Below are 13,656 nucleotides of genomic sequence, written 5' to 3'. Positions count from 1 at the left end.
ACCGGATCAGGCTTTTTTCAGCCATCCGGCAAACAGACGGGTCACGATGGGCATCCACAGCCAGACCACCAGCGCGACCACACAGGCATCGTTAATCAAATGCAGCAGTAATGAGCCTTTCAGGCCAGGAAGCAGCGCGCCCGTCACCAGCGGCACCACATTGGTACTGGGGAAGATAACCAGCAGGGTGATAAGAAACTGTTTCCACTGCTTTGGTTTACGCACGTTTGTCTCTGGCGGAGTGAACCAGAACGCCGCCTCGGTGCGCACTTCTGTTTTATCGCCTTCCGCCAGCAGCGGCTCAATCTCTTTCACCAGCACGTTACGGGTATCGGACTGCGTCCAGGCATAGAGGTGCTCAATGGTGTCGAAACGGATAATCACCGTCCACAGGCTCTGTCCTTCGGACGGGCGGATGACGTTCGCCCCCAGATGTCCGGGGAATTCAGCAGCGATGGGCATGATCTTGCCAAGCCACTGTTCGTATCGCCCGGCTTGCCCCGGGAGTAACGTATGGGTGATCACCAGCGTCACATGTGATGTTTGCGCCATAAAAGATTCCTGGTCATTGATGGGCGGGAGAACCCCGCCCTGAAAGGATTACGCTTTGCGCTCTGGCGCACCGTGAACGAGGGTATAGGCGTAATCAACGCCCATGCCGTAAGCCCCGCTGTGCTCACGTACCAGATCCATTACCGCGTCATAAGTGCCTTTGCGTGACCAGTCGCGCTGGTACTCAAGCAACACCTGCTGCCAGGTCACAGGCACTGCACCAGCCTGCACCATACGGTCGATAGCGCGTTCGTGCGCATCAACAGAAGTCCCGCCGGAGGTATCTGTGACCACATACACTTCGAAGCCTTCATCCAGCGCCATCAGCGCCGGGAAGGTCAGGCAAACTTCTGTCCACAGGGCAGAAATGATGAGTTTTTTGCGGCCTGTAGCTTTAACTGCCGCAACAAACGCGTCATCTTCCCAGGAGTTCATCGAGGTACGTTCAATAGGTTTTACATCAGGATGGACGGCCAGTAACTCAGGCCAGATATAACCGCTGAAGCTTTTTGTTTCTACAGACGTATAGATAACCGGTACATCAAAAATTTTGCCTGCTTTCGCCAGTGCGACCGTATTATTTTTCAATAACTGACGGTCAATATTTGCCACGCCAAAGGACATCTGCGGCTGGTGATCGATAAAAATCAGAGCGGAATTGGACGGGTCAATCAGTTCACGAATAGACATAAAAGTACCTTTTAATCAATGTGTTAAAAGCCAACGTTTTTGTGTGCTAAATGAGAAAGGGCCCTGTCTGATAAAGCAAATTGAGTATAGCGAGAATTGATTTAGACGATATTAAAGAAATTTGTCCGCTCTGTTTAATTTAACCGAACGACTTAGGGGAATATTCTGCAACCGGCGTAATACCGGTTGCAGAGGAGGGGTTAATTACCGAACCAGACGCAGGCCGAAATCGCAGGCAGAGACAAAATGCCCTCGTGCAGGTCGCCTTTGCCCTCTTTCAGCTGCCATGCCTTCACCCTGAGCAGCGGCGAATCATCCAGCACCACTTCACAGGCTTCACCCCGGTTAATGGCCACCAGCACACGCTGCTGGTTATAGACACGGGCAAACACCACCACGTTATCGTGGGCGTAAACCACCTGACAACCGCCGTAGCGCAAAGCCAGGTTCTGTTTACGCAGTTTCGCCATACGCTGATACAGGCTGAACAGGGATGCATCCTGTTTTGCTGGATCCCACGGGAAAGTCTTGCGGCAGAACGGATCGTTATTGCCATTCAGCCCCACTTCATCGCCGTAGTAAATACACGGGATCCCCGGCCAGGTGAAGAGCCAGGTGACGGCCAGCGGCAGGCGAGCCACATCTTTGCCCAGCAGCGACTTGAAACGCGCGGTATCGTGGCTATCCAGCTGATTGAACATCCGAAGCTGCTGCTGGTGCGACAGGCTGGCGCGGTAGTTGTCCATCCACGCCATGCAGGTTTCGGCGTCGATATGCTGTGGATCGTAAGAGATATCGGTATTGGCCAGGAATCCCCACAGCGGGAACGTAAAGCCGCGATAGTTCATCGCCGCGTCTTCAGCATCGGCCTGAAGCCACTGACGTGCATCACCGAAATGCTCGCCAAAGACAAACGCCTCCGGCTGGGCGATTTTTGCCGAACGGGTGATCCCGGCAACGTGCTGAATATTGTTACGCGCCCCACCCGCTTCACCAAGCATATGCACCACGTCCAGACGCCAGCCATCCATGTTCCACGGCGCCTTTAGCCAGTGGCGCACAATGCTGTCATCGCCGCCATAGATCTCATTCACAAGCGTTGGTGACTGGAAATCGAGCTTAGGCAGGCTGGCATAGCCTAACCAGTCCAGCGCCCGGCCTTCATCATTAAAGCTATACCAGTCGCGCTGGGGTGAATCTGGGTTATGACACGCGCCGCCCATAGACTGATTGTGACGATCAAACCAGGCGTGGGAGTCCCCGCTGTGGTTGAACACGCCGTCCAGAATCAGGCGCATTCCTTCTTTTTGCGTATTCTCCCGCAGACGCAACAGAGCGGCATCACCGCCAAACTGCTCATCAACGTGGCGATAATCTTCGGTATCGTATTTATGCACGCTTGGCGCTTTAAAGACCGGGTTCAGGTACAGCGCCGTAACGCCCAGTTTTTTCAGATACGGCAGTTTTTCGCTGATCCCGTCCAGATCGCCACCGTAAAACGTTGATCCACCTGCCTGCGCCGTCAGCGGTTCATCCCACGCTTTAAAGATGATGTCGTGACCTGCGGCGTGGTGGTAATAGACCTTATCCTGCTGCGGCGTGCGCGCCTGGCTGCGGGCAAAGCGGTCAGGGAAGATTTGATAAAAGACCTGATCGTTGACCCACTGCGGACCCTGGTCCGGGTAATCAACGGCAAATTGTTCCAGCCGCGCAGGTGGAAAACGACTAAAGCCTTGCGGGGTAAACCACAGCTGACGGTTATTCCACAACAGCTTAAAGCTGTAGCGACGTCGCGGCTGCCCGCTGCTGAGGTCGATGTTCGCGCGCCATGCCGTCACGCCAGGCTGCGGCTGGCTGCGTTGCTTGTGCATGGTCAACGCGGTTTCTTCGTTATCCACTTCAGCGCGTAGCATCACGCGGTCGGGCTGATTTTCCCCTGCCAGCCAGAGCGTAATCACAAGGTTGTCTTTGTTTTGCTTAACAAATGGGGCAACCGGAAGGTGCCAGGCGTTCAACATCACGAATCCCCTTTGATGAAATTGACGTCACCTTGCCACAGGGTAGTTAAGGTTAGCTCATCATGATGCAGTTTATTGGGGGAGGAGGACGGGGGAGGAGGCATCAGTGCAGCCAGATGCCTTCACCCTCTCCTTTTGGGCTGAGGGTTCCCCAGTCATTTTATCTTTACTCAGCGAAGACATTACACCATTGAAATACAAGGCTTACAGCGATTCCATGGTCCGGCTGAAAATCGCTGAGGCATTTCCTGTAGGCCGGGGCGAGGCGCATGGATGCGCCGAGAGGGCGCGACTTGCATGGACGCTGCATCGCGCCCGACCCGAAAGCCGAAAGGAATAAGCCGAAGGCACCGCGAAGCGGCGATTTTCTTGCCGGGAGCCCGGGTCGCCAGGGTAGCGGCGGTGAGCTACCCTGGCACGTTCACGTGTAATGATGCGACAGAGTAGCAAGGAACGTAAAGTGAACGGAATGACCACCTGAGCCGTATGTTCCCCCTCACCCCAACCCTCTCCCCCAAAAGGAGAGGCGGCCGTACGTGCCCGTATTTTTTGTGGGGAACCCTCAGCCTTTTGGGAGAGGGTCAAAAAGGATTACTGCGCTTGCGCCAGCTGGCGGTCGCGGCGGCATTTAAACATCCAGCCTGCCAGCAACAGCACAATCCACGCAAAGCCCACGTACAGGGAAATACGGGTATCCGGGTGATAGCCAATCAGCCCGATAATAAAGACCAGGAAAACCAGCCCAACAATGGTCGTCACCACGCCACCCGGCACTTTGAATTTCAGCGCTTTCACCTCTTCCGGCGGCAGACGGCGACGGAAAGCAATCTGCGAAAGCAGGATCATAATCCACACCCACACTGTCGCGAAGGTCGCCAGCGATGCAATCACCAGGAAGACGTTCTCAGGCATGATGTAGTTGAGGTACACCGCAAATAGCAGCGCAATGGTCATCACCATCACCGTCACCCACGGAATACCGCGACGAGAGGTTTTCGCAAAGACTTTTGGCGCGCTACCCTGCTCAGCCATCCCGTGCAGCATACGCCCCACGCCAAACACATCGCTGTTAATGGCAGAAAGCGAAGCCGTCAGCACCACGAAGTTCAGAATACTGGCCGCAAACGTGATCCCCAGGTGCTGGAAGGTCAGAACAAACGGGCTACCATCGGTGCCCACCTGGTTCCACGGGTAGATAGACATAATGACAAACAGCGTACCCACGTAGAACACCAGAATACGCATCGGCACGGAGTTGATGGCACGCGGAATGGATTTCTCCGGGTCTTTCGCTTCACCGGCGGTGATGCCGATAATCTCAATCCCACCGTAGGCAAACATCACCATTTGCAAAGACATCACCATGCCGAGCCAGCCGTTGCTAAAGAAGCCGCCATTGCTCCACAGGTTATGAATACCGGTTGGCTGACCGCCGTTGCCAATACCCCAGATAATGATGCCGAAACCGGCCGCAATCATGATGATAATGGTGGCGACTTTAAAGAAGGAGAACCAGAACTCCAGCTCACCAAACACCTTCACGCTCATCAGGTTGATGGCGCAGATGATCAACACTACGCTCAGCACCCAAATCCAGTGCGGTACGGCCGGGAACCAGACCCCCATGTAGATGCCGAAGGCGGTGACATCAGCAATCGCCACAATCAGGATCTCAAAACAGTAGGTCCAGCCGGTGATGTAGCCTGCCAGCGGTCCTAAATTATCTTGCGCGTAGCGAGAGAAGGAGCTTGCAGAAGGGTTATGCACGGACATTTCGCCCAGCGCACGCATGATGATATACGCCGCCACACCACCAATGATGTAGGCCAACAGAACGCTTGGACCGGCCATTTTGATGGCATCTGCCGAGCCATAAAAAAGACCAGTACCGATTGCTGAACCCAGCGCCATAAAGCGGATGTGGCGGGTGCTCAGTCCACGTTTGAGTTTGTTAGTGCTTTCCATTTAAATCTTGCCATTCAACACGAAAAAAACAAAAAACCACGGGGCCTTAAGCCCCGTGGTTAAACAGTTTGTTGCCGTTGATTAATGCGCGTTCGATGTAACCTGACGCCCTGCTGCACGGTCCCAGATAATGGCCAGAACCAGCGCTACAACGGTAGGCATCAGCCATGCCAGACCTTGTTCGGACAGCGGCAGACGCTGTGTCCAGGCTGGCAGCATTTCACTGAATGCTGATGCTTTGATTCCGTCAAGGATACCAAAAAGCAGGCTGATAAACATGGCTGGCGCAATAATTCGCGATGAATTATTCCACCATGGGCGGGTAAAGCTCAACACCACCAGCACAATACACGGCGGATAAATGGCCGTCAGCACTGGAATGGAAACCTGAATCAGGTGGCTCAGACCCAGATTCGATACCGCCATTGAGAAGATGCCCAGAATAAACACCAGCGTGCGGTAAGAGAGCGGCAGATACTGAGCAAAGAACTCAGCGCACGCACAGGTCAGGCCAACGGCCGTCACCAGACAAGCCAGGAAAATCAGCACCGCCAGCAACATGCTGCCCGCACCACCGAAGGTGTGCTGCACGTAAGCATGGAGGATAGCCGCACCGTTCGCGTTCTGATCAACCAGCATGGCGCTATCTGAACCCAGGCGGAACAGCGCCAGATACAGCAGCGTCAGGCCCACACCGGCCATCAGGCCAGCCCAGATGGTGTAGCGGGTCAGCAGACGCGCTTCGTTCACGCCACGGGAACGCGCCGCGTTCACGATAACGATACCAAACACCATCGCGCCCAGCGTATCCATGGTCAGATAACCGTTCACAAAGCCGTTGGAGAACGCCGCATTTTTATAGGCGTCCATGGCATCGCTGATAGGGCCAGCCGGCCAGATGACAGCCGCAACGGCCAGCACGATCAGCGCCACAATTTTCATTGGTGCCAGGAAGTTCCCCACGGTATCCAGCAGCTTGCCCGGATAGAGAGAAACCAGGATCACAATCGCGAAGTACACCAGGCTGTAGATAAACAGCGGCATCGCACCGTCGCCGGTCAGCGGGGCAATCCCCACTTCAAAGGAAACCGTTGCCGTACGCGGGGTGGCAAACAGTGGGCCAACAGCCAGATAGCAGACCGTCGCCAGCAGAACGCCCGCCACTTTGCCAATCGGTGTGCTGAGGCTATCAACGCCGCCGCCGACTTTCGCCAGCGCAACGATGGTCAGTACCGGTAGGCCCACGGCAGTAATCAGGAAACCAAACGCAGCAGTCCAGACGTGTTCACCCGCCTGTAAGCCGACCATTGGAGGGAAAATGATGTTGCCTGCGCCAACGAACAGCGCAAATGTCATAAAGCCCAGCGCGATGATGTCACGCGATTTTAAGTGATGGGTCATAAAACCTTACTGCCTGTGGATGTGGTGTTGAAAACGTTGAGATTTTCGCCATCCCTGACGGGACAATACAGCGGAAAATTTGCTCAATTTCAGCGGGATATTCTCCCGTCCTGGCGTGGAGAAGAATAGTTTTTCGATTTACCACGCAAATACAGTCGGTATGACAGTATCTGGGGGGCAATTTAAACGCTTATAACGTTTAAAGGCAAGGTGGGATCGTAAAACCAGAACAATATGCCAGCATGAAAAAACAGGCCAGCACAATACGCTATTTATAAGAAAAACCCATGGCTAATCATGCGAACAAAAAAACATCAGACGTATAAAATTCATTCAGGTTTCACTTGACCGCAAAGCAAACGGGCCAGCAATGGCTGGCCCGTGGAAAGGAAAACTGACACGCCTGTTGTCAGGCGATTTTTTTGGCAATTAATCGTTCCGGGATAACGAAACTGAAACGGGTTCCCTTCCCCAGCGTACTTTGAATATCGAGACGACTTTCATGGTGATTGACCGCATGTTTCACAATCGCCAGCCCCAGACCACTTCCTCCGGTCTGTCGCGAGCGTGCTTTATCCACTCGATAGAAACGCTCGGTCAGGCGAGGCAGGTGTTCCGGTGAAATGCCCGGTCCGTTGTCCTCAACGCTAAACTCGGCACCTGTCGGGGTATATTGCCAGCGCACCACAATATGCGTCCCTTCCGGCGTATGATTCACCGCGTTATAGACCAGGTTAGAAATGGCGCTACGCAGCTCATCCTCACTGCCCAGCACTTTCAGGCCATTATCAACCTCAAAGGTCAGTTGATGTTTTTTATGGCTTAAGGTCTGCGCTTCACGCTCGACGACGCGCAGCATCATCGGCACGTCGATAGTGTCATTCAACGCAAGCGTCGGAGCGGCCTCTATTTTCGATAAGGTCAGAAGCTGTTTCACCAGCCCTTCCATCCGGTGCGTTTGCTCACGCATGGTATGCAGCGCTTTCTCGCGTGGCGCGCCTTCCAGCGTTTGCTCCTGCATCATCTCCAGATAGCCCTGGAGCACCGTTAACGGCGTGCGTAGCTCGTGGCTGACGTTGGCAAAGAAATTACGTCGCGCCCCTTCCAGCTGGTGCATCTGCGTAACGTCGCGCGCCACCATTAGCCACTGCTGGTCGCTGTAGGGCATCACGCGGATCTCAAGGTGACGACCATTGTTCAGTTTCAGATTATGCGGGCGGGTAAAGTCGCGTTTTTTCAGATACAGCGTGAATTCAGGGTAACGCAGAAGGTTAAGGATATTCTGGCCATTATCATCCGGCCAGCGCAGGCCAAGCAGCTGTTGTGCCAGGCCGTTACACCAGAAGATAGTCCCTTCTTCAGTGGTCAGAATGACCGCATCCGGCAGCGACTCCGCGCCACTGCGAAAACGTTTGATCAGGCTACCCAGCTCACGACGGCGCTTTTTATTACGCATCTGCATCTGGTGCAGGCCGTAAAGCAGCGGCTCCCAGCTTCCGCTTCCCGGCGGAGGCGTCATACTGCGGTCAACCCACAGCCACCAGGAAAGGCGCAGTAAGTTCCAGAAATGCCAGATCAGCAACCCGGTGACCGCTGCCAGTAAAAACCACGGCAAATGTCCCACAAATGCCCCCAGAATGAGGGCCGGGATACAACAAAGAATGAGTTCAAAAACGAGCCTTTTCCATGACAGACGTTCCAGCACGCGTCACACTCCTGTCATTGTTCAGAAACGGGTCGAAAAACGATAACCCGTGCCGCGGACCGTCTGCACCATACGATCGTGGCCGCTCAGCTCCAGCGCTTTACGCAAGCGGCGAATATGGACATCAACCGTCCGGTCTTCGACATAGACGTTAGTCCCCCAGACGTTATTCAGCAACTGCTCGCGGCTGTAGACGCGCTCTGGGTGGGTCATAAAGAAGTGCAACAGCTTGAATTCGGTTGGCCCCATATCGAGTGGGTTTTCGCCGGTCATGACGCGGTGTGACGTTGGATCAAGACTTAAGCCCTGCATCTCAATCACCTCTTCCACCGCCATCGGCGAAATACGGCGCATCACCGCTTTAATACGGGCAACCAGTTCTTTAGGTGAGAACGGTTTAGTGATGTAATCGTCAGCGCCCGTTTCCAGACCGCGCACGCGATCTTCTTCTTCACCGCGCGCCGTGAGCATGACAACCGGAATATCGCGGGTCATCGCTTCACGTTTAATGTGTTTGATGAACTGCAATCCCGAGCCGCCAGGCAGCATCCAGTCAAGCAAAATCAAATCAGGCCAGGGTTCGTTAAGTTGATTCACCGCGCTGTCATAATCTTCAGCTTCTACCGGCTGAAAGCCATTTTGTTCGAGCACGAAGCACACCATTTCACGGATCGGAGCTTCATCTTCTACGACCAGAATACGTCTCGCCATACTTTGCCCTGTCTTATCTTATTTAAGTTACAAGTTTGTAATGCGGCGTCATTATGCGTCAGATTTATGACAGATTTATGAAAAACATTCCCACTATAAATGGCAAACTGTTGTTTTATTACAGCGGTTATTTTCCGTTCTCTGAAAGTTTATAATCCTATCCTCATTTTTTTGCCACGGAACCGTTATGCGCATACTTCACACCTCGGACTGGCATCTGGGTCAAAATTTTTACAGCAAAAGCCGCGCCGCTGAACATGAAGCCTTCCTGAACTGGCTGCTGGAAACTGCCCAGGCGCATCAGGTTGATGCCATCATCGTTGCCGGTGATATTTTTGATACCGGGCAACCGCCAAGCTATGCGCGTGAACTGTATAACCGTTTTGTCGTTAACTTACAGCAAACCGGCTGTCATCTGGTGATTGTTGCGGGTAACCACGACTCCGTGGCAACGCTGAATGAATCCCGCGACATCCTCGCGTTCCTCAATACGACGGTCGTTGCCAGCGCCGGGCACGCCCCGCAGATCCTGAAAAAGCGCGACGGGACGCCGGGCGCGGTGCTGTGTCCGGTGCCTTTTTTACGTCCGCGAGATATCGTTCAGAGCCAGTCCGGGCTTTCCGGCGGTGAGAAGCAGCAGCACCTGTTGCAGAGCATCACCGACTACTACCACCAACAGTATGAAGAAGCTTGCGCCCTTCGCGGTGAACAGGCGATTCCCGTGATTGCTACCGGGCATCTGACCACCGTTGGAGCCAGTAAAAGTGACGCGGTACGTGACATTTATATCGGCACGCTTGATGCTTTCCCGGCGCAAAACTTCCCGCCTGCGGATTACATCGCGCTGGGGCATATTCACCGCGCGCAGATGATTGGCGGCAGCGAACATATTCGCTATTGCGGCTCCCCCATTTCCCTGAGTTTTGACGAAACAGGCAAAGCCAAATCCGTACATCTGGTGACGTTTACCGCTGGCAAACTCAGCGCCGTCGATATGCTGGACGTCCCGGTCACCCAGCCGCTTGCGGTACTCAAAGGTGACCTGGCGGCCATCACCGTCCAGCTTGAACAGTGGCGCGGCGCGGCGCAAGAACCGCTGGTCTGGCTGGATATCGAAATCACCACCGATGAATATCTGCATGATATGCAGCGTAAAATTCAGGCCTTAACGGAAGATTTGCCCGTCGAGGTGCTGCTGGTGCGCCGTAGCCGCGAACAGCGCGAGAAAATCCTGTTGAGCGCTCAGCGCGAAACGCTCAGCGAGCTGAAGGTCGAGGAGGTATTTGAACGCCGACTGGCCCAGGAAGAGATGGATGATGCAAAACGCGCCCGGCTGAACGAGCTGTTCACCCATACGCTGCACGCACTGAATGACGAGGAAGAGAACGCATGAAAATCCTGAGCCTGCGTCTGAAAAACCTCAACTCACTCAAGGGTGAGTGGAAAATCGACTTTACCGCTGAGCCTTTTGCCAGCAACGGTTTATTTGCCATTACCGGCGCTACCGGAGCGGGTAAAACCACGCTGCTGGATGCCATTTGCCTTGCGCTGTACCACGAAACGCCGCGCCTGCAAAAAGTCTCTCAGGCGCAAAATGACCTGATGACGCGCGATACGGCCGAGTGTCTGGCGGAAGTAGAGTTTGAAGTAAAAGGCACGGCTTACCGGGCTTTCTGGAGCCAGAACCGGGCGCGTAACCAGCCAGATGGCAACTTACAGGCCCCGCGCGTGGAGCTGGCGCGCTGTGAAGACGGTAAAATCCTTGCCGATAAAGTGACGGACAAACTTGAACAAACCGCTGCCCTGACGGGTCTGGATTACGATCGTTTTACCCGCTCGATGCTGCTTTCTCAGGGGCAATTTGCTGCCTTTCTTAATGCGAAACCCGGCGATCGCGCCGAGCTGCTGGAAGAACTCACCGGCACCGAGATCTACGGCCAGATTTCAGCGCGGGTATATGAACAACACAAAGCGGCCCGCAGCGCCCTGGAGATGTGCGAGGCCCAGGCTGCTGGCGTGGTGCTGTTGAGTGAAGAGCAGCAACAGCAGTTGCAGCAAAGTTTGCAGGTACTTACTGACGAAGAGCAAACCCTGCTGGCGCAACAGCAGATTCAACAGCAAACCTTTCAGTGGCTTACGCGTCACGACGAGTTGCTGCGCGAACAACAACACGCCACGGCGTTGCAGCAGCAGGCGCAGCAGGCACTGGCTGATGCCGGGCCAGAGCTGGCAAAACTTCAGCAGGCGCAGCCTGCCGCCGCGCTGCGTCCGCTCTGGGAGAGCCAGCGCGAGCAGACCACCCGCCTTGCGCAAACACAGCAGCAAATTGTTGAAGTAAATACTCGCTTACAGGCAAGAAATGCACAGCGCGCGCGAGTGCGCAATGGCGCGCTGCGTAATCGCGAACAACTGCAAACCGACCTGACAACGCTGGCCCAGTGGCTTGCCGGACATGAACGTTTTCGTCAGTGGGGCCAGGAGATTGCCGGATGGCGCGCCCATTTCACCCAGCTGAGCCGCGATAAAAATCAGCTTGTTGCCCTCAACGCCCGCCTTGCGGAGCTGCGTCAAAAACTGGCCGGTTTACCGGTAAGCAGCCTGACGCTGACGGCGGAAGAGGTTGCGGTAGCGATGGAGCAGCAAGCCCAGTCGCGCACTGCGCGCCAGCGCCTGACGACGCTCCACGCGCGCTATCAGCCACTGCAAAAACGTCTGGCGCAATATGGCGAAAGCGTGCAAAAAGCCAAGGCTGAGCAGGCGAAACTCAACGACACCCTTGCGCTGCGCAGGCAGCAATACAAAGAAAAAAACCAGCACTATCTGGATGTCGAACAGCTTTGCAGGCAAGAAGAGAAAATCAAAAGTCTGGAAGCCGAACGCGCCCAGTTGCAGGCCGGGCATCCTTGCCCGCTGTGCGGTTCAACAACGCACCCGGCGGTGACGGAATATCAGGCGCTGGAGCTCAGTGCCAGCCAGCGTCGCCGCGACGAGCTGGCAAAAGAGGTTGCGGCGCTGAAAGAGGAAGGTTTGCTGGTTCTGGGGCAGGTTAACGCCCTGACTCAACAGATCCAGCGCGAATCAGCTGAGGCGCAAACCTTATCTCAGGAAGAGCAATCACTTACTAACGAGTGGCAAGACGTGTGCGGCACGCTGAATATTCATCTGAATATTCAGGATGATATCGCCCCATGGATGAACGAGCAGGAACACTACGAGCGCCAGCTTTATCAGCTGAGCCAGCGCCTGACGCTGCAAAACCAGCTCAACGAGCAGGAAGAGCAGCAGCGGCAGTACCAGCAACAGTGGGCCGCAACCCGCCAGACGCTGGAAAATATGCTGAGCGCGCTGTCGCTGACTGCACCTGAAGAGGGTGCTGAAGCAGGCTGGCTGACCGAGCGCGAAAACGAATTATCGCACTGGCAGGAAAATCATACCCGACACAGCGCCATACAGGAGCGTATTAACGCCCTGACGCCACTGCTCGATACGCTGCCGGAGACGGATACCGCAGAGGCCGAAGCCATTATCCCGGATAACTGGCGCGACATTCACAATGAATGCGTCTCGCTGCAAAGCCAGCTTACGACTCTCCAGCAGCAGGAAGGGCTGGAAAGTGAACGTATGCAGCAGTCGCAGGCTCAGTTTGCGGCCGCACTGGCAGCAAGCACCTTTGCCGATCAGGAGACATTCCTGGCCGCACTTCTGGATAACGACACGCTTCTTCGCCTTGAGCAGCTGAAACAGACGCTGGAAAACCAGAATCAGCAGGCAACAGCACTCTTTGGGCAAGCGAATCAGCAGCTGCAAGGACACCTGCAACTGCGCCCGGAAGGGGCTGACTGCGATGTCCCTGGCCTGCAGGCGCAACTGCAACAGCTGGCGCAAAGGCTGCGCGAGAATACCACTCACCAGGGTGAGATCCGCCAGCAGCTTAAGCAGGACAGCGATAACCGTCTGCATCAGCAGGTATTGATGCAGCAAATCGATGAGGCCGCACGTCTTGCCGAAGACTGGGGGTATCTCAACGCGCTGGTTGGCTCCAGCACCGGCGACAAGTTCCGTAAATTCGCCCAGGGGCTGACGCTGGATAATCTGGTCTGGCTTGCCAACCAGCAGCTTAACCGCCTGCACGGCCGCTATTTGCTCCAGCGTAAAGCGAGCGACGCGCTGGAGCTGGAAGTGGTTGATACCTGGCAGGCTGACGCGGTGCGTGACACCCGTACTCTTTCAGGTGGCGAGAGTTTCCTGGTCAGCCTTGCGCTGGCGCTGGCGCTTTCTGACCTGGTCAGCCATAAAACGCGCATTGACTCTCTGTTTCTGGATGAAGGGTTTGGCACGCTGGATAGTGAAACGCTGGATACGGCGCTCGATGCGCTCGATGCGCTGAACGCGACCGGAAAAACCATCGGTGTGATAAGTCACGTTGAGGCGATGAAAGAGCGAATTCCGGTGCAGATTAAGGTGAAAAAGATAAACGGACTGGGGTACAGCAAACTGGATAAGGAATTTGCCGTGCCGTAATCGCCCACTCCATCCTGTAGGCCGGGTTAGGCGGAGTCGCCACCCGGCTTTTTTATTGCGTCTGCCTGAATTCGGCCGGTGGCGCTTCGCTTA

General features: G+C 55.0%; 10 protein-coding genes. 3 read left to right on the top strand and 7 right to left on the bottom strand.

Features of this window, described 5'->3' with window-relative positions:
- Nucleotides 1-6: 6 nt before the first annotated feature.
- The 3 genes from N1249_RS04720 to malZ all read right to left on the bottom strand — a co-directional run bounded on the left by N1249_RS04720 (nucleotide 7) and on the right by malZ (nucleotide 3,260).
- On the bottom strand, nucleotides 7-552 hold the full coding sequence (locus N1249_RS04720; RefSeq protein ID WP_014069093.1) for an antibiotic biosynthesis monooxygenase: 546 nt from the start codon (nucleotides 550-552) through the stop codon (nucleotides 7-9).
- 48 nt (nucleotides 553-600) lie between these two features.
- Nucleotides 601-1,242 carry a hydrolase gene (locus N1249_RS04715; protein WP_014069092.1) on the bottom strand — a complete coding sequence of 214 codons (642 nt, stop codon included), beginning with the start codon at nucleotides 1,240-1,242 and terminating at the stop codon, nucleotides 601-603.
- Between the two features lie 200 nt (nucleotides 1,243-1,442).
- A complete protein-coding gene (gene malZ, locus N1249_RS04710) occupies nucleotides 1,443-3,260 on the bottom strand; it encodes a maltodextrin glucosidase (protein ID WP_259834951.1) in 1,818 nt (605 codons plus the stop codon).
- 269 nt (nucleotides 3,261-3,529) lie between these two features.
- Here malZ and N1249_RS04705 point away from each other — a divergent pair, with 269 nt between their 5' ends.
- Nucleotides 3,530-3,691: a hypothetical protein gene (locus tag N1249_RS04705; RefSeq protein ID WP_259834949.1), complete on the top strand. Its 162-nt coding sequence runs from the start codon at nucleotides 3,530-3,532 to the stop codon at nucleotides 3,689-3,691.
- A gap of 160 nt (nucleotides 3,692-3,851) precedes the next feature.
- Here N1249_RS04705 and proY read toward each other — a convergent pair whose 3' ends face one another.
- The 4 genes from proY to phoB form a co-directional block, all read right to left on the bottom strand.
- The gene (gene proY, locus N1249_RS04700) at nucleotides 3,852-5,225 is read right to left on the bottom strand and encodes a proline-specific permease ProY (RefSeq protein ID WP_166717222.1); all 1,374 of its coding nucleotides are present in this window, start codon (nucleotides 5,223-5,225) and stop codon (nucleotides 3,852-3,854) included.
- A gap of 81 nt (nucleotides 5,226-5,306) precedes the next feature.
- Nucleotides 5,307-6,626 carry a branched-chain amino acid transporter carrier protein BrnQ gene (brnQ, locus tag N1249_RS04695; RefSeq protein WP_259834946.1) on the bottom strand — a complete coding sequence of 440 codons (1,320 nt, stop codon included), beginning with the start codon at nucleotides 6,624-6,626 and terminating at the stop codon, nucleotides 5,307-5,309.
- A gap of 409 nt (nucleotides 6,627-7,035) precedes the next feature.
- Entirely contained in the window at nucleotides 7,036-8,331 is a 1,296-nt protein-coding gene (gene phoR / locus N1249_RS04690) for a phosphate regulon sensor histidine kinase PhoR (protein WP_259834945.1), read from the bottom strand.
- 21 nt (nucleotides 8,332-8,352) lie between these two features.
- A complete protein-coding gene (phoB, locus tag N1249_RS04685; protein ID WP_003859122.1) occupies nucleotides 8,353-9,042 on the bottom strand; it encodes a phosphate response regulator transcription factor PhoB in 690 nt (229 codons plus the stop codon).
- Nucleotides 9,043-9,229: 187 nt separating this feature from the next.
- On the opposite strand from phoB, the gene sbcD reads away from it, so the two are divergent.
- Both sbcD and sbcC read left to right on the top strand, forming a co-directional pair.
- The gene (gene sbcD, locus N1249_RS04680; protein ID WP_259834944.1) at nucleotides 9,230-10,435 is read left to right on the top strand and encodes an exonuclease subunit SbcD; all 1,206 of its coding nucleotides are present in this window, start codon (nucleotides 9,230-9,232) and stop codon (nucleotides 10,433-10,435) included.
- Complete coding sequence (gene sbcC, locus N1249_RS04675; RefSeq protein WP_259834943.1) at nucleotides 10,432-13,563, top strand: exonuclease subunit SbcC; 3,132 nt, start codon at nucleotides 10,432-10,434, stop codon at nucleotides 13,561-13,563. The genes sbcD and sbcC overlap by 4 nt, the downstream gene beginning before the upstream one ends.
- The last annotated feature ends 93 nt before the right edge of the window (nucleotides 13,564-13,656 follow it).

This window comes from Enterobacter sp. CP102, from assembly GCF_025152625.1.
Classification (GTDB): Bacteria; Pseudomonadota; Gammaproteobacteria; order Enterobacterales; family Enterobacteriaceae; genus Enterobacter; species Enterobacter soli.
This window is presented reverse-complemented; position numbering and strand designations above follow the sequence as displayed.

Coding starts and splice junctions, on each gene's coding strand:
- sbcD (WP_259834944.1), top strand. CDS start 9,230: ATGCGCATACTTCACACCTCGGACTGGCATCTGGGTCAAAATTTTTAC.
- malZ (WP_259834951.1), bottom strand. CDS start 3,260: ATGTTGAACGCCTGGCACCTTCCGGTTGCCCCATTTGTTAAGCAAAAC.
- N1249_RS04705 (WP_259834949.1), top strand. CDS start 3,530: ATGGATGCGCCGAGAGGGCGCGACTTGCATGGACGCTGCATCGCGCCC.
- N1249_RS04720 (WP_014069093.1), bottom strand. CDS start 552: ATGGCGCAAACATCACATGTGACGCTGGTGATCACCCATACGTTACTC.
- phoB (WP_003859122.1), bottom strand. CDS start 9,042: ATGGCGAGACGTATTCTGGTCGTAGAAGATGAAGCTCCGATCCGTGAA.
- proY (WP_166717222.1), bottom strand. CDS start 5,225: ATGGAAAGCACTAACAAACTCAAACGTGGACTGAGCACCCGCCACATC.
- N1249_RS04715 (WP_014069092.1), bottom strand. CDS start 1,242: ATGTCTATTCGTGAACTGATTGACCCGTCCAATTCCGCTCTGATTTTT.
- sbcC (WP_259834943.1), top strand. CDS start 10,432: ATGAAAATCCTGAGCCTGCGTCTGAAAAACCTCAACTCACTCAAGGGT.
- brnQ (WP_259834946.1), bottom strand. CDS start 6,626: ATGACCCATCACTTAAAATCGCGTGACATCATCGCGCTGGGCTTTATG.